The sequence below is a fragment of the Muricoccus harenae genome (genome assembly GCF_009848505.1).
Lineage (GTDB): Bacteria > Pseudomonadota > Alphaproteobacteria > Acetobacterales > Acetobacteraceae > Roseomonas > Roseomonas harenae.
In genome coordinates, this window is sequence record NZ_WWDL01000011.1 from 116,976 (window position 1) to 138,639 (window position 21,664).

The 21,664-nt window shown below is 65.6% G+C and carries 21 protein-coding genes and 3 pseudogenes; 18 read left to right on the forward strand and 6 right to left on the reverse strand.

Translation table 11 applies throughout. The features are described from left to right. Positions 1–30: 30 nt before the first annotated feature. The 6 genes from GSE44_RS10345 to GSE44_RS10370 all read left to right on the forward strand — a co-directional run bounded on the left by GSE44_RS10345 (position 31) and on the right by GSE44_RS10370 (position 6,069). Positions 31–1,059 carry an LLM class flavin-dependent oxidoreductase gene (locus GSE44_RS10345; RefSeq protein WP_159348714.1) on the forward strand — a complete coding sequence of 343 codons (1,029 nt, stop codon included), beginning with the start codon at positions 31–33 and terminating at the stop codon, positions 1,057–1,059. Beyond that, complete coding sequence (locus GSE44_RS10350) at positions 1,056–1,940, forward strand: alpha/beta fold hydrolase (protein WP_159348715.1); 885 nt, start codon at positions 1,056–1,058, stop codon at positions 1,938–1,940. The genes GSE44_RS10345 and GSE44_RS10350 overlap by 4 nt, the downstream gene beginning before the upstream one ends. Positions 1,941–1,984: 44 nt before the next feature. Then, positions 1,985–2,968, forward strand: coding sequence for a Bug family tripartite tricarboxylate transporter substrate binding protein (locus GSE44_RS10355; RefSeq protein WP_159348716.1), 984 nt, complete (start codon positions 1,985–1,987; stop codon positions 2,966–2,968). A 49-nt stretch (positions 2,969–3,017) separates the two neighbouring features. Beyond that, the gene (locus GSE44_RS10360; RefSeq protein WP_235924700.1) at positions 3,018–3,995 is read left to right on the forward strand and encodes a Bug family tripartite tricarboxylate transporter substrate binding protein; all 978 of its coding nucleotides are present in this window, start codon (positions 3,018–3,020) and stop codon (positions 3,993–3,995) included. Between the two features lie 80 nt (positions 3,996–4,075). Then, positions 4,076–5,080: a Bug family tripartite tricarboxylate transporter substrate binding protein gene (locus tag GSE44_RS10365; RefSeq protein ID WP_159348718.1), complete on the forward strand. Its 1,005-nt coding sequence runs from the start codon at positions 4,076–4,078 to the stop codon at positions 5,078–5,080. 23 nt (positions 5,081–5,103) lie between these two features. Then, complete coding sequence (locus GSE44_RS10370; protein ID WP_159348719.1) at positions 5,104–6,069, forward strand: aldo/keto reductase; 966 nt, start codon at positions 5,104–5,106, stop codon at positions 6,067–6,069. Positions 6,070–6,164: 95 nt separating this feature from the next. Here the strand turns inward: GSE44_RS10370 and GSE44_RS25310 are convergent, their stop codons facing one another. Together GSE44_RS25310 and GSE44_RS26470 are read right to left on the reverse strand one after the other, a co-directional pair. Next, the gene (locus tag GSE44_RS25310; RefSeq protein WP_201306020.1) at positions 6,165–6,608 is read right to left on the reverse strand and encodes a hypothetical protein; all 444 of its coding nucleotides are present in this window, start codon (positions 6,606–6,608) and stop codon (positions 6,165–6,167) included. Between the two features lie 162 nt (positions 6,609–6,770). Next, a pseudogene (locus tag GSE44_RS26470) lies at positions 6,771–7,004 on the reverse strand (transposase); the annotation flags it as partial. A 457-nt stretch (positions 7,005–7,461) separates the two neighbouring features. Between GSE44_RS26470 and GSE44_RS10380 the strand changes: the two are divergent. The 12 genes from GSE44_RS10380 to GSE44_RS10435 all read left to right on the forward strand — a co-directional run bounded on the left by GSE44_RS10380 (position 7,462) and on the right by GSE44_RS10435 (position 18,370). Continuing rightward, complete coding sequence (locus tag GSE44_RS10380; RefSeq protein WP_159348720.1) at positions 7,462–7,653, forward strand: Flp family type IVb pilin; 192 nt, start codon at positions 7,462–7,464, stop codon at positions 7,651–7,653. A 123-nt stretch (positions 7,654–7,776) separates the two neighbouring features. After that, positions 7,777–8,283, forward strand: a complete 507-nt coding sequence (locus tag GSE44_RS10385) for a prepilin peptidase (RefSeq protein ID WP_159348721.1) — start codon at positions 7,777–7,779, stop codon at positions 8,281–8,283. A 22-nt stretch (positions 8,284–8,305) separates the two neighbouring features. Beyond that, positions 8,306–9,163, forward strand: coding sequence for a Flp pilus assembly protein CpaB (gene cpaB, locus GSE44_RS10390; RefSeq protein ID WP_159348722.1), 858 nt, complete (start codon positions 8,306–8,308; stop codon positions 9,161–9,163). Between the two features lie 35 nt (positions 9,164–9,198). Further along, positions 9,199–10,521 carry a type II and III secretion system protein family protein gene (locus GSE44_RS10395; protein ID WP_159348723.1) on the forward strand — a complete coding sequence of 441 codons (1,323 nt, stop codon included), beginning with the start codon at positions 9,199–9,201 and terminating at the stop codon, positions 10,519–10,521. Between the two features lie 262 nt (positions 10,522–10,783). Further along, positions 10,784–12,058 carry an AAA family ATPase gene (locus tag GSE44_RS10400; protein ID WP_159348724.1) on the forward strand — a complete coding sequence of 425 codons (1,275 nt, stop codon included), beginning with the start codon at positions 10,784–10,786 and terminating at the stop codon, positions 12,056–12,058. A gap of 206 nt (positions 12,059–12,264) precedes the next feature. Beyond that, the gene (locus GSE44_RS10405; RefSeq protein ID WP_235924701.1) at positions 12,265–13,458 is read left to right on the forward strand and encodes a CpaF family protein; all 1,194 of its coding nucleotides are present in this window, start codon (positions 12,265–12,267) and stop codon (positions 13,456–13,458) included. Positions 13,459–13,619: 161 nt separating this feature from the next. Beyond that, positions 13,620–14,414, forward strand: coding sequence for a type II secretion system F family protein (locus GSE44_RS10410; RefSeq protein ID WP_159348725.1), 795 nt, complete (start codon positions 13,620–13,622; stop codon positions 14,412–14,414). An 8-nt stretch (positions 14,415–14,422) separates the two neighbouring features. After that, positions 14,423–15,346: a type II secretion system F family protein gene (locus GSE44_RS10415; RefSeq protein ID WP_159348744.1), complete on the forward strand. Its 924-nt coding sequence runs from the start codon at positions 14,423–14,425 to the stop codon at positions 15,344–15,346. A 10-nt stretch (positions 15,347–15,356) separates the two neighbouring features. Continuing rightward, on the forward strand, positions 15,357–16,100 hold the full coding sequence (locus GSE44_RS10420; protein ID WP_159348726.1) for a tetratricopeptide repeat protein: 744 nt from the start codon (positions 15,357–15,359) through the stop codon (positions 16,098–16,100). Between the two features lie 37 nt (positions 16,101–16,137). After that, a complete protein-coding gene (locus GSE44_RS10425) occupies positions 16,138–17,445 on the forward strand; it encodes a pilus assembly protein TadG-related protein (protein WP_268893644.1) in 1,308 nt (435 codons plus the stop codon). Beyond that, on the forward strand, positions 17,442–17,951 hold the full coding sequence (locus GSE44_RS10430; protein WP_159348728.1) for a TadE/TadG family type IV pilus assembly protein: 510 nt from the start codon (positions 17,442–17,444) through the stop codon (positions 17,949–17,951). Before GSE44_RS10425 ends, GSE44_RS10430 begins: the two co-directional genes overlap by 4 nt. Beyond that, a complete protein-coding gene (locus tag GSE44_RS10435; RefSeq protein WP_268893647.1) occupies positions 17,951–18,370 on the forward strand; it encodes a TadE/TadG family type IV pilus assembly protein in 420 nt (139 codons plus the stop codon). Before GSE44_RS10430 ends, GSE44_RS10435 begins: the two co-directional genes overlap by 1 nt. Here the strand turns inward: GSE44_RS10435 and GSE44_RS10440 are convergent, their stop codons facing one another. The 4 genes and pseudogenes from GSE44_RS10440 to GSE44_RS10450 form a co-directional block, all read right to left on the reverse strand. Beyond that, positions 18,371–19,090 (reverse strand): lysozyme family protein, encoded by a 720-nt coding sequence (locus tag GSE44_RS10440; protein WP_159348730.1) that lies wholly within the window; start codon positions 19,088–19,090, stop codon positions 18,371–18,373. Between the two features lie 193 nt (positions 19,091–19,283). Beyond that, the gene (locus GSE44_RS10445; protein WP_159348731.1) at positions 19,284–21,035 is read right to left on the reverse strand and encodes a hypothetical protein; all 1,752 of its coding nucleotides are present in this window, start codon (positions 21,033–21,035) and stop codon (positions 19,284–19,286) included. Positions 21,036–21,302: 267 nt separating this feature from the next. Continuing rightward, positions 21,303–21,538 (reverse strand): annotated as a pseudogene (locus GSE44_RS25670) (transposase); the annotation flags it as partial. 13 nt (positions 21,539–21,551) lie between these two features. Further along, positions 21,552–21,664, reverse strand: a pseudogene (locus GSE44_RS10450) (IS630 family transposase); the annotation flags it as partial.

Sequence of the window (21,664 nt, forward strand, 5' to 3'; positions counted from 1 at the left end):
CCGGTGCTCGCCCGCCCCAGGAGCCATCCCATGAAATTCGGCATCTTCGACCAGAACGACCGTGGCGGCCTGCCTCTGGCCGAGCAGTACGAGCAGCGGCTTCGCCTCGTGGAACTCTACGACCAGCTCGGCTTCCACTGCTACCATATGAGCGAGCACCACGCGACGCCGCTCAGCACGACGCCGTCGCAGAGCGTCTTCGTCTCAGCGATGATCCAGCGCACATCGCGCCTGCGCTTCTGCCCTCTTGTCTATCTCCTGCCGATCCATCACCCGATGCGGCTGGCCGAGGAGATCTGCATGCTCGACCATCTCAGCCGCGGCCGCTTCGAGTTCGGCATCGGCCGCGGCGCCTCCCCGCATGAGTTGAAGGCCTTCGGCGTGGATGCGACGGTGGCCCCGCAGATGTATGCGGAGGCCTTTGAAATCATCCAGCGCTACTTCTCCTCCGACACGCTGAACTTCGAGGGCAAGTTCTGGCAGTTCGACGACGTACCGGTGGAGATGAAGCCCTTCCAGCAGCCGCATCCGCCGGTCTGGTATGCCCTCGCCTCCCCAGACTCGACGGTATGGCCGGCGCAGCATGGCGTGAACGTCGTCTGCGGCGGCCCCGTCGCGCGCATCGGTAATATCAGCGAGCGCTACCGCGCGGAATGGTCCAAGACCCATCCCGAGGGCGGCGAGGAGCCGCTGATCGGCGTTAACCGCTACATCCTGCTGGCCGACACGGATCGCGAGGCGCTCGAGATCGGCCGCGCCGCTTGGCCGGTCTTCTACCGCAACTTCATGAAGCTCTGGAACAAGCACGGCACGCAGCCCGTCAATGCGAAGCTGCCGCCGGAATTCGACCAGTTGCTGGAATCCGGCCATGGCGTGGCCGGCTCTCCGGACACCGTGCGGGAGACGCTGTCGCGCCAGATCACGGAAGGCGGGCTGAACTACCTGATCGGCAGCTTCAACTTCGGCAGCATGGCGCATGCCGATGCCGAGGCCTCGGTGCGGCTCTTCGCGGAACAGGTGATGCCGGCGCTGCGCGAGTTGAACACGGTGCCCGCATGAGCGACGCCGACACCCTCTCTGCCGCCGATGCCTCCCTGCTGTCGCAAGACCTGCCGGTGCTTCGGGAGGTGGCGCTGCCGGGTAGCTCCGGCGCGCTGATCGAATATCGCGAGGCCGGCCCGCAGGATGCGCCCGCAGTCGTGCTGCTGCACGGCATTGGCTCCAGCTCCGCCGGCTACCGCGCCCAGTTCGCGGGGCTTTCGGACCGCTTCCGCGTCATCGCCTGGAACGCGCCTGGCTTCGGCAACAGCACGCCCCTGCCCGAGGCCGATCCCGCGGCCCTCGACTATGCGGCGGCCCTGGCCGTCTTCCTGGACGCCCTGGGCTTGGCGCGTATCGCCGTACTCGTCGGCAGTTCCTGGGGCAGCGTCATCGCGGTGAACCTGGCCGTCACCGAGCCTGGCCGCGCCGGCGCCCTCCTCCTCTCCGCCCCCAATGCCGCGCGCGGCACCCTCACTGGCCCGCAACGCGAAACCGAGCTGGCCGCGATGCGGCGGGCGGGACATCCGGAGGGCGGGGTAGATCGCAGTGCCGTCGCCGATCGCCTGCTCACGCCCGATACGCCCAGGCAGGTACGTGCCCTGGTGGAACGCCTGCGGGACGCAGTCACCTCCGCCGGCTGGGACGCAGCGGTGCACATGACCTTCACCACTGACACGCCGTCCCTGATCGGCCGCGTGGCGTGCCCGGTGGCGCTCGCCGTCGGCACGCGCGACAAGGTCGCCCCCTTCGAGCAGCACGCGGCGAAGCTCCTCGCAGCGAAGCCGGACGCCGTGCTGCACCGGATGGAAGGCTTCGGGCATATGTTGAAGCTTGAGGCACCCACCCGCTTCAACGGCATGGTACGCGATTTGGCGGTGGCCGGTTCACCGGTCCGGTAGCGCCTGTGGCGTCGGGGCCGCCCGACGCGACTGAGGAGGAAACGATGAAGAGAACAACCAGGCGGCTCGCGCTGTCCCTGCTCGCCGCGGCCTTCGCTGCCGTGCTCACCCCAGCCATGGCGCAGGGGCTGCAGCCCGGTGGCGGCCCCGTGCGGATCGTGCTGAACAGCCCGCCGGGCAGCGCTGCCGATGCGGTCGCCCGGGCGATGGTGGATCCGCTGGCCGAGATCCTCGGCCAGCCGGTGGTGGTGGAGAACGTGCCCGGCGGCGGCGGCATGATTGGTGCGGGCCGCGTCGTGCAGTCGCGCCGCGACGGCACCACCATTCTCTCCACAGTCTCCGGCGCACTGATCGGGCCGATGCTGGACCGGAGCCTGGCCTATGTGATCGGGCGGGACCTCGTGCCCGTCTCGCAGATCACCGCCGCCATGGCCGTCTTCGTCGTGCGCCCTTCGGTGGCCGCGACATCGCTGCAGGACTTCGTGGCGCAGGCGAGAGCAAGCCGTGAGCCGCTGCATTTTGGCAATTACGGCTACGGCTCATCCAGCCATCTTCAGGGCATGTTGCTCGCGAAGCAAACCGGGCTTGAGGCCGAGCCCGTGCCCTACACTGGCACCTCCGCCCTCATCACCGAGATGCTCGGCGGGCGCATCTGCTGCGCCTTCATCGATGCGGGCTCCGCGCGCGAGTTCATCCGCGCCGGCCAGCTTCGTCCCCTCGGCGTGACCGGGCCGCGCCGCATGCCGGACCTGCCGGACGTGCCCACGCTGACGGAGCTCGGCATCCCCAGCTTCGATCCGCAGATCTGGCAGGGCATGTTCCTGCCCTCCGGAACCCCGCCCGCCATCGTCGCCGCCGTTGGCAGCGCGCTCGCTGAGGCGGTTCGCCGCCCCGCCCCGTCCAAGCTCATCCGTGACATCGGATACGAGCCGGTGGGCAGTTCCCCCGAGGAGTTCGCAGCCATGATCGCGCATGACGCGCCGATCTGGCGGCGGATCATCGAGGAAACCGGCGTCCGCATCAAATAAGCTGGGCCGCCACAGCCACGAGCACGGAGCGAACGCCTTGAACCGCAGCATGACGCCGACACGCCGACAGATCCTCGCCGGCGCCGCGGCCTGCACGCTGATCGCCGCCGGCGCCTCGGCGCAGTCCGGCATGCTGGACCGGACGGCCCGTATCGTCGTCGGCTATCCAGGCGGCGGCGCGGCCGACATCTTCGCGCGGCTCTATGCGGAGCGGCTGGCTGGCTCCTATGCACCTGGCGTGATCGTGGACAACCGCCCCGGCGCCTCCGCGCGCCTCGCGGCGGAGACGGTGCGCGCGGCCGCGCCGGACGGCGCGACGATCCTCTGTACGCCGGAAAGCGTGCTGACCATCACGCCGCATATCTATCCGAGCACGACGCGCTATGACGGGCTGGCCGATTTCACTCCTGTTTCCGCAGTCGCCTCCGTGCCCTTCGCCTTCTGCATCGCCGCCTCCCACCCCGCCCGCTCGCTGGACGAGTTCCTGGCCTGGGCGGCGCGGCAGGCGGACATCCCGTATAGCAGCCCCGCCGCCGGCTCCACGCCGCATCTCCTGGCCGAGTTGATGGCGAAGCAGCGCAGCCTGAAGATGACCCATGTCTCCTATCGCGGCACCGGGGCCGCGCTGGTGGATCTCCAGGCCGGCCGCATCGCCGCCGTGATGGCCACGCTCGGGGATCTGGTCGAGCCGCACCGGGCGGGCACGCTCCGCATCCTGGCGGTCACCTCGCCGGAGCGCATGCCGCGGGTGCCGGAAGTGCCGAGCTTCGCTGAGCGCGGATTGCCCGACATCACTGGGGAGACCTGGAACATCCTGGTGCTGCCGGCGAAGGCGCCTGCCGCCATCGTGGCGGCGCTGCACGCCGCGGTTGTCCAGGCCGCAGGCGACGAGCCGCTGCGCGCCCGCCTTCAGCAGATGGAAGCGAAGCCCACCACCTGCACGCCCGCCGAACTGGCGGAGCGGCTCCGCGCCGAAACCGCCCGCTGGAAGGACATCGTGCGCGCCGTCGGCTTTACCGGGGAATAAGGCTCATCCCGGCCGGCGCGTCGCGTCGGCCAAGGAACCCGCACCGCACGCCGGAACGGCGGCTAATGGAGGAAGGAAACATGCCAGGGAATGCGGAAGCGCTCGCGCGCAGGGGTCTTCTCGCGGTGGGAGCAGGGCTACCCGGCGCGGGCGGATCGTGCCGTGCCTTCGCCCAGGGCGCTGCGCCGGGCTTCCCCTCGCGGGCGGTGACGATCGTCGTTCCCTTCGCGCCCGGCGGCCTCGCCGATGTTCTCGCCCGGCTGATGGCGGAGAAGCTATCGCGCAGCCTCGGCAATTCCGTCGTGGTCGAAAACCGGCCCGGTGCTGGCGGCATCACGGGGGCTCGCGCCGTCGCCTCCGCGGCACCGGATGGCCATACGCTGCTGCTCGCCAACACCAACCTCGCCATCAACCCCAGCCTGTACCGCAGCCTGCCCTATGATACGGCCACAGCCTTCACCCCGATCACCCTCGCGGTCACCGTGCCAAATGTCATCGTGGTTCGCGCCTCCGTGCCGGCCCGCAGCCTCGCGGAGCTGATCGCGCTGGCGAAGGCGGAGCCGGGCCGCCTGAACTATGCCTCCGCCGGCAATGGCACCTTTCCTCACCTGGCCATGGCGCTGCTGCTGCAACAGGCAGGCATCTCCATGACGCATGTGCCCTACAACGGCGCTGCCCCGGCCATGACGGCGATCCTGGCCGGCCAGGTGGAGGCGCTGTCGAGCGATCCGGTCGGCGCGGCGCAGCAGATCGCGGCCGGCGCGCTGCGTCCGCTCGCCGTCACGTCCTCGGCACGACTTGCCACGCTGCCGGACGTTCCGACCGTGGCCGAGGCAGGGTTGCCCGGCTTCAAGGCGGCCGGCTGGCAGGGTTTTGTCGCACCCGCCGGCACGCCGGCCCCGGTCATCGCGACGCTGCACAAGGCCTTCTCCGCCGCGCTGGCGGCCCCGGATGTGCGGGAGCGCCTCGCCTCCCAGGGCGTCACCTTCGCCTCCGGCAGCCCAGCTGATTTCGGCGAGTTCCTGCGGCGTGACATGCAGCGCTGGAAAACGGCTGTCGCCGCCTCCGGCGCTGCGGTCGAGTGAGTGGCGGGAAGGAACGAACGAATATGGATCAGCGCAACCTCGGCCGATCCGGCCTGCGCGTCTCGGTCATTGGCCTTGGCTGCAACAACATCGGCGGACGCTGCGACTTCGCTGCCTCGCGCGCCGTGGTGCATGCGGCGCTTGACCAGGGCGTGACCCTGTTCGACACGGCCAATGTCTATCCGCGCGGTGCCCGAGGTCGGTCCGAGGAATTTCTCGGGCAATTGCTCGGCGACCGCCGGAAGGACATCGTGCTCGCGACAAAATTCGGCATCCCGATGGATGAAGGCCGGTTCGGCGACACCTCGCGCCGGACGGTCATGGCCTCGATCGAGGAGAGCCTGCGGCGGCTCGGCACCGACTGGATCGATCTCTACCAGGTGCATCGCTTCGACCCGCTGACGCCGGTGGAGGAGACGCTGCGCGCGCTCGACGATCTCGTGCGCCAAGGGAAGGTCCGCTACATCGGCTGCTCGCGCTTCGCCGCCTGGCAGGTGGTGGACGCGCTCTGGACTTCACGGCTGCACGGGCTGAACGCCTTCATCTCCTGCCAGGACGAGTACAGTCTTCTGGCGCGCGAGCCCGACAACGGGCTGCTGGACGCGGTGCAGGCGCATGGGCTGGGGATGCTGCCCTATTTCCCGCTCGCCAGCGGGTTGCTGACGGGAAAGTACCGCCGGAACGAGCCGCTGCCGCAGGGCGCACGCCTCACCTACACGCCCGTACTCTCAGAGCACTTCGTCACCGAGCACAACTGGTCGGTGCTGGAGCAGCTGGAACGCTTCTGCGCCACCCGGGGGCGCAGCATGCTGGAACTCGCCTTCTCCTGGCTGCTGGCGCGACCCACGGTTTCCAGCGTGATCGCGGGTGCCACGAAGCCTGAGCAGATCGCCCAGAACATGGCCGCCGCCGGCTGGACCCTTGGCGCGGAGGATCACGCGGAGGTGGATCGCATCACGGCGCAACCCCGGCCGGCACCGGCGCCGTAACGGGCGGCGGCCCAGGGTTCCTCCATCCCTTCTCGAGCCGGGCCGCAGCCGTTCCGGGCGGCGGGCGCTTCCTGCACGCCCGTTCACCGGCCGCTTCAGTCGTTGACGACCGTGGCCGCATCCCCATCCCAGCGCCAGCAAGGCGATGCACGCGCGATGCGGACGCCGCCCAGCCACCCGACCGGCGGCCGCAGCGACAACGAGTCGACCTCTCCCGCCAGGACGGCCCAGGGGCGTGATGGCCAGGCGCTCCCTGGGCTACGGAGGCCCAAAATCCGGGTGATGGATGCAGCCGGCAGCCGGATGCGGTCGTCGGGCGCGGCCCACAAGGCGGCGAGGGTCAGCCTGGTATTGATCGAGCGACCGATCGCATAACCGGCTACGCGGCGCGACCAAGCATCGAGGATCACTGAGGCGTAGACGAAGCCATCGGCGACGAGGCAGGCCAGGCCGGCGACCCAGGGCTGGTTGGGTCCGACCGGTACCGTGTTCTTCGCCAAGTCACGGCAGATGTGCCCGTCGTAGCCACGATCGATCATGGCTACGAACCGCCGGCGGCGCCTTGGCTGCGGGTCATGTTCATCATGTCCAGCGCCAGGGACCCACTCCAAGCAGCGTCCACACCAATGTGCAACTTTCGCCACGACCGGCGGGTCCTGGTCCCGTGCTTCCCGGTGAGCCATTCGCCCGCCCGCACAGCTTCAACCCATGCTGTCAACGATCAGGCGCATGGGGCGCGTTCCGGGCCGGGGCCACGGCACCTCCAATACCTCGGTACGGCGACACAGGGTAGAATGGTCTGGCACGGCCAGATCGGGACCGAACAGGGCAATGATGGAGCAGATCAGTCCCTCGGTCTGGCGCAAGGCCAGCCGGAACACCGCCCGCAAGGTTAGTGCCGTGTTGATCGCTCGGGATGAATACCGCGGCTGTCCGCCTCGCGTGGTCCAGGGCTCGGCCGGTCAGGCCGCGATCGCCGCATCCGTGAACCACATGGCCAGACTGCCACGCCCGCGCCGGACCGCATTGTACTCTGCCCAGTTCGTCCTCCGGAACGTGCTGGCGGCAGTCAGTGTTGACCTTGACCGGCAAGCTGCGCTCAGCCGGGGGACGACGGGCCGCCCCTTCGGAAACTAGCCCAGCCAGACCGCCAGCCGTTCCGTACAACACCCTGATATCACGCCCTGTTCAGGGAGACCCGACATCTGTGGCATTTTTGCATCGCTCCACCCCCTCGTGCTGCCTCCACACCATTCTACTTTAACGAAGCACACGGACAAGTTACCTTCATTTCAACCAGAGGCTGTATCTGATCCAAGTGCCCACCGGCGGGACTGCGGATCCGGGCATTCAGACACGTCCAGTCATGGTTCCCTGAGGAGAATTCAACCCATGATGAACTACATGAAAATCTGGACGAAGCTGAAGGCTGACCGCCGCGGCGTGACCGCGATGGAGTACGGCATCATTGCCGGCCTGCTCGCGCTCGTGATTGTCGCCGGCCTCACGGTCGGTGGCCCGCAGCTTGGGAACATCTTCAACACCATTGGTACTACGCTGACGAGTGCTGCTAACGCGAGCTGAAATAGGCCTCAGGCTGCGTCTCGTCGAAATGCGACATGAGAGTTGGTTCAATGGTGCGGCGGATGTAGCCGTCGCACCACAGGTTACCCGTTAAATCAAGCCACCTCGTGCACAGGAGAGGCAATGCTCAGTATCTGGACATCGCCTCTCTCTTCCGCGGTTCTGATGATCTGTGTTCTTCTGCTCCTAGGCGGTGGCTTGCATGATCTCATCGCCCGGAGCATCCCGAATGCTATTCCGGTGGCGGTCACACTCCTTGGCGTTGCAACGCGCCTACTCAACGGCGAAGTTGTGGGCGCCGTAGTTGCCGGGTTCCTGGTATTCGTTTCGGCCGTGTTCTGCTGGCGTCGTGGCTGGCTCGGTGGCGGTGATGTCAAGCTGCTCGCTGCGGCAGCCCTGGCCCTTCCGCCGGTCTCCGTGCTTCCTTTCATCGCCGCCGTGGCGATCGCAGGCGGCCTGCTTGCCTTGATATACCTCGCGGCGCAGCCACTCACCTCTTCCCACCTGGCGGCGCGCCCCGCAGGGCTGTTCGCCCGTGCGCTGCGCGTCGAACGGTGGCGGATCGGGCGAGGCGGGCCGCTTCCTTATGCCTGCGCGATTGCCGCGGGCTTCGTGTTCGCGATCCTCTGAGCGGCAAAAGAGTTCCCCGGCAATGATCCTTCGCCTTGCCTTCTTCGCGCTGATGTCGCTGGGGCTCCTGGGCTTCGGCACCGTCGCCTGGGTCGCGACGCGCCCTCCGCCCCCCGATCCGGCGATGGTCGCCGCGTCCGCCAAGGTCAATGTGCTGGTGACGACCCGAGCGATCCGCCCTGGCAATCTGCTGAAGCCGGAAGATCTGAAAGTCATGGAAACCACTCGCCGGCAGGTGGGCGAGGAGGCGACCATCGACACGCCGGATGCGCGCCGCGCGCTCGTGGGCGCGATGGTTCGCAGCACCCTCTCGGTGGGCGACGCCATTCGCACGAAGGACGTCATGCATCCAGGTGATCACGGATTTCTTGCGGCCGTCCTCGGCCCCGGAATGCGTGCGATCAGCGTCAGCGTCGACGTGGTAGCAGGAGCGGCGGGCCTGATCTGGCCGGGCGACCGTGTGGACGTCATCCTGACGCAGCAGATCAGCGACCCGACGCTTCCGGTCGGGCGGCGCATCGCGGCCGAGACAATCCTGGCCGACACGCGCGTGATTGCGATCGACCAGCAGATCGTCCAGGGCGTTGCCCCTGACGGGGCGCCGCGAAATGCCCGGACCGTCACCCTGGAGGTGCCGCCGAATGATGCGGAGCGCATCTCGGTCGCGATGCGGGTCGGGCGCCTCTCCCTTTCGGTACGATCCGTCGATAGCGCGTCCAGGGGAGAGGGCGGAGTTTACAAGCCCGAGTTGCAGACCCAGACGAATCCAACCTGGGCCGGCGACGTGTCGGCGGCCTTGGGGCGAGATGTCGCGCGCGGCACTCCCCGTGTCCTCCGGGTCTTCCAGGGCTCGGCGGACGGAAAGGAGTTCCAGTTCTGATGTGGAAGCCGCGCCGCTTCGCTCAGGCTCTGCCTGTGCTGGCCGGGCTGCTGGGCTGCGGAAACGCGCTGGCCCAGGCTCCATCGGGTCCAGGCGCCGTGCCGGCCCCTTCCGGTACCCAGTCAACGCTCACCATTGAGTCCGGCTCAGGCCGCGTCCTGACGCTGCGTTCGGCGGCGGCCAATGTCTTCGTTGCCGATCCGAAGGTGGCCGAAGTGCGTCCGGCCAGCGCCACGAGCCTCTTCGTCTTCGGTGTTGGCCCCGGACGCACCACCGTGGCTGCGATGAGCACAGCAGGCCAGTTGATCGCGCAGTACGAGGTGACGGTGCAGCCCTCCGCCTTCAATGCTGCGGAGGCGCAATCCGCCATAGCCCGGCTTATCCCCACCGGCCGAATTCGTGTGCAGTCGCATGGCAGAGGGCTGCTTCTCAGCGGCTCAGTGAACAGCCCGGCCGATGCGGCACAGGCCGTGGCGATAGCCCGCGGCTTTCTTGGAGAGAACCAGTCCGTCGAGAATCAGCTCAGCGTGCAGTCCACAATGCAGGTCACCTTGCGGGTGAGAATCGCGGAGATGTCGCGCTCGGTCGTCCAGAACCTTGGCATCAACTGGCAAACCCTTGGCGCCATCGCCGTGACGGGAACGCTTTCGCCCCTCGCAGCCCGCGGCGCGGGCTCGATCAATTTCGTTGGCGTCATTGACGCCTTGGCGCAGGACAATCTGGCGCGCGTCCTGGCCGAGCCAAATCTGACTGTACTGAGCGGGCAGCCCGCCAGTTTTCTCGTTGGCGGCGAGTTCCCGATCCCGGTGAGCCAGCGGGAGGGTCAGGTCAATGTCGAGTTTAAAAAATATGGCATCTCGCTGTCCTTCCTTCCCACCGTCTTCAGCGACGGGCGCATAAACCTGCATGTCAGCCCGGAAGTGAGCCAGCTGACCAATCAGGGCGCCGTGCAGCTGATCGCCGGAACCTCCAGCATTCAAATTCCGGCGCTGACGGTGCGCCGGGCGGAGACCACGGTGGAGCTGGGTAGCGGCCAGACCTTCGCCATCGCCGGTCTGCTCCAGGACGAGGCGACGCACAGCGTCAGCAGGTTCCCTTTCCTGGCCGAGATTCCCGTGCTCGGGCCGCTTTTCCGCTCAAATGCTTTCCAGCGCCGGGAAACCGAGCTGGTCATCCTCGTGACCCCCATCCTTGCTCGCCCTGTCAGCGACGCCACGGCGCTGCGTCTCCCGACGGATGGCTACACGCCACCCACGGACTTTGAACGGATCCTTCAGGGACGGCAGGTCAGCCGCGGCCAAGGTCCGCGTCCGGCCAGGGTACGCATCCCTGGCGAAGCAGGCTTCATCGTCCAATGAGAGCGTTCCTCCTCACCGTGACGGCTCTCGTGGTCGTCGGATGCGACAGCACGGACCCCTACCGGCGGACTGACGTCTGGGTGCCGACAGGTTCTAATGCCGCCAACATCGCGGCGATGGCTGCCAATCCACGCGACCTCATTCAAGGCCGCAGCGAGGGCAGGACGGATACGCGCGCAGCCGTCATCAACCTTCAGCAACTCTGGCAGGGCCAGTCCAAACCGTTGCCTCAGGCGAGTGTTTCCGAGGGAGCACAGTAGTCATGCCCGACGGCACTTCCTATCAGGGCGGGCCGGCCGCACCGGACGCAGATCGGCGAACGGGTCGGCATGACCGGCAAGCCCTTATTGCCTTCGTCGCTGACGCCGCGTCCGAGAATGCTCTCCGAGAGGGCTTGGCCGACGCCGTGCCAAGCGGATTTGAGGTCAGGCGTGGCGGTGTACGGGCTGCGATCGCTGCCATGCAGAAGATGGCCACGCCTCGCGCCATGGTCGTGGATGTGAGCGGCGAGGAACAGCCGCTCTCTGCCCTGACCGACTTGGCCGAGGTTGTGGAACCCGACGTTTGCATGCTGGTCATTGGTGATTCCGCGAGTCTGGACTTCTACCGAGAGGTCACCCGGAATCTTGGCGCCAATGAGTACCTTCCAAAACCTCTCACGCATGACAAGGTAGCGCGCAACTTCGGCATGCTGATTGCCGGTCGTGAACCGACCACGGAGAACGTGCAGGGCGGCCGTACTGTCGCGATTACCGGAGTTTGCGGCGGTGTCGGCGCAACGACGCTGGCCACGAACCTCGCCTGGCACTTCGGCGTGTCCATGCGCCGGCACACGCTGCTGCTGGACACGGATCTCTATCTCGGCAATGCCGCCTTTCTCCTCAATCTGAAGCCAGGCCCAGGGCTCCGATCGGCACTGGAAGCGCCAAGCCGGATCGACGCCCTGCTCGCTGAGCGGGCGGCGCAACCCGCAACGGAACGCCTGCATGTCCTTGCTGGCGAAGAGCCCCTGACGAGTTCAGTGAACTACGCGCCCGGTGCCATGGATCTGCTGCTCACGGCTCTACGCGCACGGTACAACTTTATCGTTGCCGATGTCCCGTTCCGCCGCACGCCTGCCTGTGACGAGCTGTCTAATCTCGCGAACCAGCACGTGCTCGTCATAACGCCGACCTTGGCCTCTGTGCGGGCGACCTTGCGACTGCTTTCGTTGCACACGGGGAGGAACCAGGCCTCGCGCCCGGTGGTCGTCCTGAATCGCCTGGGTATTCCTAGCGGCCTCCCGCTGCGCCAGGTGGAGGACGCCCTCGCGATGAAGGTCGATGTGGCAATACCAGATTTGCCACGGCAGGTCGGCGATGCGGCCACGATGGGTGAGGTTGCCATAAAGAGCCGGGGCGGGTTTCGTGACGGCATCCTGGCGCTGGCCGACCGTGTGGCATTCGTCCGGCTTCTGGATTCAGCGGATGGCGTGGCACCGGGTCAGGCAGGTGAGCGTGGCCGGTCACGCTGGCGGATCTTCAGGCGCTCGCCGTGAGCATGTCCCGAGAAGCAGTCGCCTTCGGCCGACGCGCTCCAACATCCACCCTGAACGCCACTGCAACGGTGACGGAGCGTGCCGAGCCATTGCAGGCGGCAGACCCGCCCGCCATGGTGGAAGCGCCCTCTCGGATTGCCTCCGAGAGCATCGCGGAAGTCCGGCGTCTCTGCCTCGCACGGCTTGAGCCGGCGGCGATCGCCGCCATGCCGAGCGGCCGCCTCATCGAGCAGATCGGCCGTCTTGTCTCCGAGGTGGCAACCGAGAAGCGGCTGCAGCTCAACGCTCGCGAGCAGCGCGAGCTGGCTGCTGACCTGGTGAACGATATTGTCGGCCTCGGTCCCTTGGAGCCACTTCTCGCCGACGATTCGATCAACGACATCATGGTGAACGGCCCCCACAGGATTTTCGTCGAGCGCCGTGGCAAGGTGTTCCTCTCGGCGGCCCATTTCCGGGACACCGGGCACCTGATGAATGTGTGCCAGCGCATTGCGGCCGGCGTGGGACGCCGCATCGACGAAGCAAGCCCGATGGTGGACGCGCGGCTGAAGGACGGCTCGCGCGTGAACATCGTCTTTCCGCCACTCGCGCTCGATGGTCCTTACGTTTCGATCCGGAAGTTCGGCAAGAAGGTCATGGACTTCGCTCAGCTTGTCGGATTTGGGGCGCTGACGCCACAGGTTGCGCGTGTCCTTGAAATAGCCTCCCAGGCAAGGCTGAACATCATCATTTCCGGCGGTACCGGTTCCGGCAAGACAACGCTGATGAACGCGCTGTCGCGCATGATCGGGGTCGGCGAGCGGGTTGTGACCGTTGAGGACGCTGCCGAGCTGCAGCTCCAGCAGCCTCATGTGGTGCGGCTGGAGACGCGCCCGGCGAGCCTCGAGGGCAAAGGCGAGGTCAACCAGCGCGACCTTGTTCGGAATGCGCTGCGCATGCGCCCGGACCGTATCATCATCGGCGAGGTCCGTGGCGCTGAAGCCTTTGACATGCTGCAGGCGATGAACACAGGCCATGACGGCAGCATGTCGACAATCCACGCCAACACCACGCGCGATGCGCTCTCCCGCATCGAGAACATGGTCCAGATGGGGTCCACCGGGCTACCCTCCATCGCGATCCGCACGCAGATCGTGAGCTCTGTCGACCTGATCGTGCAGGTGGAGCGCCATCACGATGGCGGTCGGCGAATCACGCAGGTGACGGAAGTCGTCGGAATGGAAGGCGACATCATCCAGACCAACGAGATCTTCCAGTTCGAGTTCCAGGGCCAGGGACCGGATGGGCGTCTGGTCGGCCGGTATCGAGTGAATCGGCTGCCCCCGAACTTTCAGGAGCGGCTTGCCTATTTCGGGCTCGACCGGATGTGGGCCGCCGCCCTCGCCGGGGAGGTGACATGAATTCGGGGCAGTCTCTCCTCCTGGTTGCGCTCTCCTTCCTCGGGCTGATCGGGTTCGCCTTCAGCGGCCTGCTGGTTTCACAAGCGGAGGCACGGCGGCAGAAGCGGGCACGGCGGATCCGGGATGCCGTAGCCCCTTATCGGGCGGTGGCGGGCGCTGAGTTGCTCGCCTTTCGCCCGGGACCGCGAAAGGCCACGCTCGCCGAACTCGCGGCCTCCATCTTTGGCTTTCATCCGAGCAAGCGCGACCAGTACCCCCTGCCCTGGTGGGTCGTTCTGGGCGTGGCTCTCGCCGTGACGCGCGCGGCGGCAGGCATTGCGTCGAGTGTCCTCGGGCCGCTTGGCATCCTGACTTGGCCCCTGTTCTGGATCCTGCTGTGCCGGGCCTTCTTCGGCTGGATCACCGGGCGGCGGCAGGAGCAACTGCTCCAGCAATTCCCCGATGCGCTGTCCATGATCGTGCGATCCGTGCAGGTCGGCATGCCCGTGCTTGGTGCGATCGCTGCCTTGTCCCGCGAGGCGCCTGCGCCGACCTCGACCGAGTTCGCCAAGCTGGTCAACGACCTTTCAGTCGGTGTTCCGCTGAACGTCGCGACGGAGGAGATGGCCCGTCGGAACGACCTGCCGGCCTACCGATTTTTTGCGATCACGATCGCTCTGCAGGCTCAGACCGGCGGCGGACTGAGTGAAACACTGGACAACCTGGCCGAGCTCATCCGCCAGCGCCTTGCTCTCCGGGCCCGGGGCTACGCGCTCTCGTCCGAGGCCAGGACAAGTTCCTTCATGTTGGCCGGACTGCCGGTCCTGGTCGGGCTGGGTCTTTACGCGTTGAACCCGGCCTACATGTCAGTTCTGTTCAATACCAGCCTGGGTCAGTTCATCCTGGGCGGTGCTATTCTGTCGCTCGCCTGCGGCGGACTCGTCATGCGCAGCATCATCAAGAGAAGCCTATCGTGAGTCAGGGGTTGCTGCTCGGCCTTGCTGGCACGGCGACATTGCTGGTCCTCGTGCCAGCATTGGTGCTGCTTCGGGTACTCCAACGCCAGCAGCGTCTGAAGTTCCGCGTCCAACTGAGTCGCGGGTTGGCGCAGCCACGTGAGCCCGGCAGCCCCCGCGAAGCGATAGGTCAGGCTTGGACGCGGCTGATCCGGCGGCTCGGCCAGCTCATCCTGCGGACCGGCCTTCTGTCAGCGCGCACCCGCTCGGAGCTCCAGCAGACCCTGGCTTCCGCCGGACTACGCGGAGCTAATGGGCTGGAGCTCTTCGTCGGTGGCAAGATCGCATTGATGATGGGTCTTCCGGTACTCACCTGGCTGGCCGTGCGAGGCACGTCCATCCCATCTTTCTTCGCGATGAGCCTGACAATTGCCGCGGGTCTCACAGGAATGCTGCTGCCGGACTTCATCGTGAAGCACCAGCGCAAGCGTTACATCCAACGCGTTGAACAGGGTCTGCCCGATGCGCTAGATCTGCTCGTCATTTGTGCCCAGGCCGGCTTGGGCCTTACGGCGGCCATTGTCCGGGTGGCCGAGGAGATGCAGCAGGGCAACGCGGATATCGGGCGCGAGCTGGCGCTCACCGCCCATGAGATGCAGATCATGACCGACAGCCGCGCAGCACTGATGCAGCTTGGCTCCCGTACCGGCATCGATGGCCTGGTCCGGTTGTCCAAGACCCTGTCGCAGACGGTGCAATACGGCACTCCGCTGAGCCATTCCATGCGCCTTCTTTCATCCGAGTTGCGTAAGGAGACCTTGACGCGGTTCGAAGCAAGGGCGGCCCGCCTTGGCGCGCTGCTGACTGTTCCAATGATTATTTTCATCCTTCCATGCGTCTTCCTGGTTGTTGGCGGCCCAGCTTTCGTTCAGGTGATGGGCATGGGGAAGTAATGGACGACGAATGCGGATTCCGCTGTTGATTTTGGCGTCATTACTGGCGGCTTGCTCGGGCAAGGACACTTCCCAGCTGCGCGCTGGCCCGCCTGGGTTGAGCGTAGCGCGAGCGGCCCTGGAAAGCGGGGCTCCCGACGTTGCGGCCAGGGTAGCCGAGGGCGTTCTCACCCGGAACCCACACGACGTGGATGCTCTGGTGAGCCATGGGGATGCGACTGCGGCTCTGGGCCGGACCGATGACGCCTTGGCGAGCTACACGAAAGCCCTGGCCATAGATCCGAATTCGGCCGGGGCGAAGATGGGCCTGGGCCGACTGCGCCTTACCTCCGACCCGGCTCAGGCTCAGTTGCTGTTCCTCAGTGTCCTGGAGAAGGAGCCGAGGAATGCGGCGGCCCTGAACAACCTGGGAATTGCGCGCGACCTGCAGGGTGACCACGCCAGCGCCCAGGATGCTTACCGCAAGGCGCTCGGCGCAGACCCGTCGATGCGGGGACCAGAGGTGAACCTCGCTCTCTCCATGGCCTTGAACGGCCAGGCCGCAAATGCTGTTCCGCTTCTCGCCTCGCTCGCACGAAATGTGGATGCTTCGCCGAGGCTGCGCCACAGTCTGGCGGCCGTTCTGATGATGGCGGGCGACAAGGACGCGGCACGACGAATCTTGAGTCAGGACCTCACGCCCGAGCAGGTCGAGCGCGCTCTGCTAGGTTACGAGGCGCTCGGCACCGGCGCGCTTGCACCAGTCGGTCCGTAACGTGATACCGCACGCAAGTGGCTGCTGGTCCAGGGCAATGAGGTTGCTGCCTCGTCGGGCAAAGTGCCTGTTGAGACAGAGGCAAGGCTCCGTCGCGATCATGACCGGGATCATGGCGCCGGTGATGCTCATGTCGGCAGCCATGGGAATCGAGGTGGCGTGGTGGTCTACGAGTCAAGTCGAATTGCAGCGCGCCGCCGACATCGCGGCATGGGCGGGGGCGGCAAATTACGCCCAGAACAGCAATGCCCAGAAAGCAACTGGCACGGCAGCTAACTTGGCAAGGTTGAATGGTGTGGCCGGCGGCACGACGCGCAGCTGGAGCAATGCCGCCAAAACCCTGGTTGACGGCCAGATCAGGGTAGACCTGGTGACCGGTCTGCGGGATGCGCATGCGGACGCAGTCAAAGTGACTGTTCGACGTGCCCTCACGACCACCTTCTCGCGCATTTTCCCAGGCGTCGGCGCCTCGATGACCATCACTGCCGAGACGGTTGCGGAGATCGGCGTCGTGCCAGCCGGGCCACAACCCTGCATGACCGCCCTTGGGGAGGGTGTCGACGGCATCACCACTGGTGACGACGCCACGTTCTCAGGAAATGTCGATGTCACACTCACCGGTTGCTCAATCCGTTCGAACTCCGGGATCAGGAAGAATGGAAACGGCACGGTCGAGGCAGATGCCGGCATCTATGCGGGTGGCACCATATCCGGGATCAATGCGGACAATCGGCACGAGCATGCAGGACAAATTCCGGATCCGTATGAGGATTACGCACCGGTCCAGGATGCCATTGCCCTCCTCAGTCCAGGCTCCGGCTCGAGCCGCACTGTTCAATCGGGGACAGCCTCCTTCAATCCGACCGACAACGGCGTGAGTTCAAGCTGGACGGTGAAGGGGAAGCTGAATCTCGCACCGGGCCGTTACATCGTGAACGGGTCAATTTCCATCGGGGCCGGAGCCGAGATCACGGGCACCGGCGTCACGATTGTCACCACCGGGGCGGTCAATATCGATGGTCATGCGACAGTGACGCTCACGGCTGCCACCACCGCGAATGCCAGTGGTGGCGCGATACCCGGCGTGGTTTTTGCGGGCACTTCCGAAGGAGCCGTGAAGATCACCGGCAACTCGACGACGGCGATTACAGGGCTGGTCTATTTTCCCCAAGGGGATCTTAGCTTCTCCGGGACGTCCGACGCCGGAACAATGGGCTGCCTTCAAGTCATTGCATCAACGATCAAGGTGGCTGGCACAGCCAATCTGGCTTCGAACTGTGACCAGTACGGGCTTCTGGATTATGGAAGCCTGCCAGCAACCAAGACTGTCGCGCTTGTAAGATGACCTGGTTCCGCTCTGCCCTTTGGCCTGACCAACGCGCACTCGCTGCTCTCGAGTTTGCCCTCGTCTCGCCCCTGCTGTTCTTCCTGTTTGGCGCGATCGTCGATTTCGGACTGCTCATCGCCGGCCGAAGCGCGCTGGCGAATGGGATGGCCCAGGGTGTGCAGTACGCCTTGCTGAAAGGCCCCGCCGTATCGCTCACCCTGGTTCAGGAGATTGTCCAGCAGGGCTCGGCCCTGGCAGGACTGAGACCAGGGGTCGATGTCCCCACTCCGGAACTGGCGTGTTACTGCCTCAACGAGATGCCAGCCAGCTTGACGTTCTCCGGTCCCGTCAACACGTCCAATTATACCTGTTCCGGGACCTGTGTCAGTCCCTCCGGGGAAGCGACGCCGGCCAGCGTCTATCTGACGTTCAGGGCGTCGTACACCTTCACCCCGATCATGCCCCTCTACAGCTTCCTGGCGAGCCCGACGGTGGATCAAGCCGTGGCGATGCGTCTGCAATGATGAGACGGCTTGCGGATCTGCGCCGGGCCCGGAGCGGAGCAACGGCGCTAGAATTCGGATTGGTCGCCAGCCTATTCATTCCACTTTGCCTCGCCATCATCGGTGCAGGGTTACTGATGTGGACGCGAGGCGCTTTGCAATCTGTTGCCGCTCAGACGGCACGTTGTGCGGCGATCGAAGCAGCGAACTGCCCGGATATCGCCGATTACGCCGTCAGCGCTGCAGCAAGCTGGACATTCCCCGGAGTGATCAACGCGGATGACGTGCAGCAATCGGTGGTCTGCCGGTCTGCGGTGCCATTCGTGATGGTGACGATTACCTCCCGGTTCTGGGCCGGAAATGCACTGCCCGGACCATTCAGCGGGATTACGCTCAGCTCCGTTGCCTACTTCCCCACCGCCGCACCCAGCTGCTCCTGATCAGGGCAAGGAAAGCATCCTGTTCGCGGTGCCGGGGCTGGTGACGCGAGGAAGGCCAGCAGCGTCGCCGGCAACTCCAGGTCGCCAAACCCGTACCGACGGGAGGAAGGTGGACAGGACGGTCACAGGGTCGGCGGCACGCCGCGCTGGCCTGGCTGGTTCCCGGACCTGATCGCTCCCTGTCCAACTCGCGAACACCCGCGCGCGGTAGGCGCTTCCACGCTCCGGCTCTGCCGAATGGTAGGCGGCGACGGCATCGTTCCAGTTGCCAGTCCGTGCGAACAGAAAGGTCAGGAACTGCCCAGCGTAACTCGCATTTCGCCTCGCGTCGAAACCTTCTTCCACACCGCGGAAGGCGTTGGGGTGGTGTAGCAGGTTGATTTGGAAGCAGCCGATGTCAATCGAGCGGATTCCACGTGCTTGTAGACTCCGGACTTGGTTCACTGCCTCGTCGCGACTTTCAGGAAGCATGCCCTGGCCCTGAGCATTGATTGCCCAAGGCCATGCCGAGTAGCGCCCGGTGCGAAGCTCCTTGCGGCCACTTTCCACACGCCCGATGGCCCGGAGCAGGCCGCGCGGAAGCGCAAAGTCACGCTCGGCCTGCTCACCAGCCTGCTCGCAATCCGCCGCGGCGGCAGCATCCGCCTCCTGCGCAATGATTGCTGGTGCCCTTGGCGCTTCAGCAAAGGCGGGGGAAGCGGAAGCACCGAGCAGCGCCACGGCACCCCAGCAGAGGAATGAACGAACCGGTCGAGAATTGGTCACGGAGGTCGGGGTGGGACGGGTGCGCAGTATCGGCATCACTGAAGGGGTACGCCCCTCACCATCAGTATTGATAGAACATTCTGGCGCGGATAAGTGCGCGCGACAAGGCAGCATAAAGCCGCCTTCCCTGCGGAGAATCAGTTGCGGATCACGGCCGTTGAAGAAGCCGGAACATACCACCGAGTGATTCGGGCAGCGTAATGGGCTCCAGCCATTCCGGATTGTTGCCCGCGCGCAGCCTGGCCTCGAGGCTCCTGGAGTCCATCGGCCCAAGATTCGAGGGGCGGGACTTGGTGCAAAGTAGGATAAAGCTTACCTTCCTGCGTTGAAGGATGCGGAGCGCGTCCTCGTCACGGGCGGCGGTCATGACATTAAAGGTGTCCTGGAACGCCGATCCAGCGCGGTGGTAAGGCGACACCACAAAACGGTAAGGCGTGCGATAGGCCAGTTCAGGAGTGCTGTCCGGCGTGTCGGTAAGAATGATTGCGGGCTCTTGGATGTCGGGCGGAGCGCGGAGAGGCTGGTCATGGAGCCAGTGGGCCAGGGTTGACCAGTCGCAGGCCTTGTCTTTGGCGTTCCCGGTCTCCTTCATCATAAACGCCAAGCCAAGGTAAGGCGCCCCGATCAGTACGACGATGGCTGCTCCGGCAGCAACCGCGCGGAGAGCTTCACGCTTGAACCTGGAGTGCTCCGCGACGAGGACGACCGACCCCGCGCCCAACAGGCCCGCAACGGCAATCAGATCAACGGAAAATCGACGATGGAGAATCGTCGCCAGACATGTTGAGGCCAGGACCGCGCCGATCAGCAGCCCAGCGGGCCATCCCCGATCACGGAGCATCACCAGCACTGCCGGAAACAGCGCCAGGCCGGTTGCATAGACAAGCAGGTCGGGCAGGCTCGCCAAGTTCAGCGGTACCGGGGCCATTTCCCTGACGAAAGGCAGAAATTTCTCCGCCGTGCTCGCGTCAGCCGCTGCCTGCGAGGATGAAAGGACATGCGGATAGAGGACGAGCAGACAGGCTGCTGCGCTAAGTGCCGCAGTTGATCCGGCCAGGAACTTACTCCCGCGATGCGCGCCGGGGGAGATCAGACCGCAGACGCTAAATACGGCTCCGGCGAAAAGTGCCATCAGGGCATGCTGCACAGAAACCTTGTCGTACGCGCCGAGCAGCCAATCGGCAGGGGGGTATTCCACAGCGATCGCGAGCGTCACGACGCCCAGCATGCCGAATGAGATCCGCGCACCTTGCTGCGCAATGGGTCGGCCTGTGTCGAGCAGCCACCAAGACAGGCCAAACGCGCCGAGAACGGGACCGGCAATCAGCAGCGTTTCCGGCCCTATCCAGAGGCCTGCTCCGAACATGCCTCCGGCGATAAGCCCCCAACGCGCCTGGTCCGGGATGAGTATGGCGCGCAATGCGGCACCAATGCCCAGGATGGCCAGGAGAAGCAGCAGCACATGATGGTCGGTGAAGCCAACCGAACCATAAGCAAAGAGCAAGACAGGGTGGCTGAGGACAATGAGTGCGGCAATCCAGGCCTCGCTGCCGGGCCATAGAGCACGTGCCGCCCAGGCGGCGGCGAGTGCAGACGCGATATGCAGTAGTGGCGAGATCCATGCTCCGACCCAGAAGATCGCAACTTTCGAAGGAATCCTCGCGATGATCTCCGCCGCCAGAGCAGGCAGCAAGATCAGGACGTCCAGAGGGCGGGTCCAATGCAGGGAAAGACCCTCCGGCGCGTTCAGCTGCGGCAGATCCGTCTCGTACCAGCGGCCCGTGTCACGCAGACGCTCAACCCTGATCGTCCGAACATAGGCATCCGTGTCGCGGAGTTGCCGGGTCGCCATGATCCCATCTGGCCGGAGCGCAGTTTGAAGGTGGATGGTGATGCCCACGAGGCCAATCAGAAGGCAGAAGAAAACGCTCCGCAACGCAGATGAACCTGACCGCGGTGTCATGGATTTCGGCGACCTTGTGGGTAGGGCATGGGCTTGCTGAGATGGATTGCGGACAAGGAAGCCGGTTGAGAGCCCGGGCGAGCCGATGTGAGCGAAAGCTGAGCGGCTGGATTGTGTCCGGCATTATCGACGGAAAGCTTGGAGGTCCACAAGTGCCGCACAGCGGACACGGACAGTCTCTTGGTGCGTTGCGACTAACAGGGCGCTGAAGCTGGTGGCATCCCACACCGGGTCGCCCACACCGAGGCCGACGAACCAACGAAACTGCCGGCTGAATTAGAGCCGCTCGACCAGTGGCCGCTCTGACCAGATCGAGTAGACAGCCCGCAGCAGCAGCGCACGCAGCAGCCGCTCCGGCGGCATCCCGCTCAGCGCCGCATTGACGATGCCGCGGGTCGCCCGCAGCGGGGGGCAGGGCGAACCCGCTGCTCCAGGTCCACCTAGTGCACTGACTCATTCAGAGGGTGCAGGAAGTCTGGCCAGCTTGGCGAGGATGGTATCGGCAGGCTTGGTCCAGGCGAATGGCTTGGCGGCCCTGTTGTGGTCGCGGATGGTGCGGGTGATGG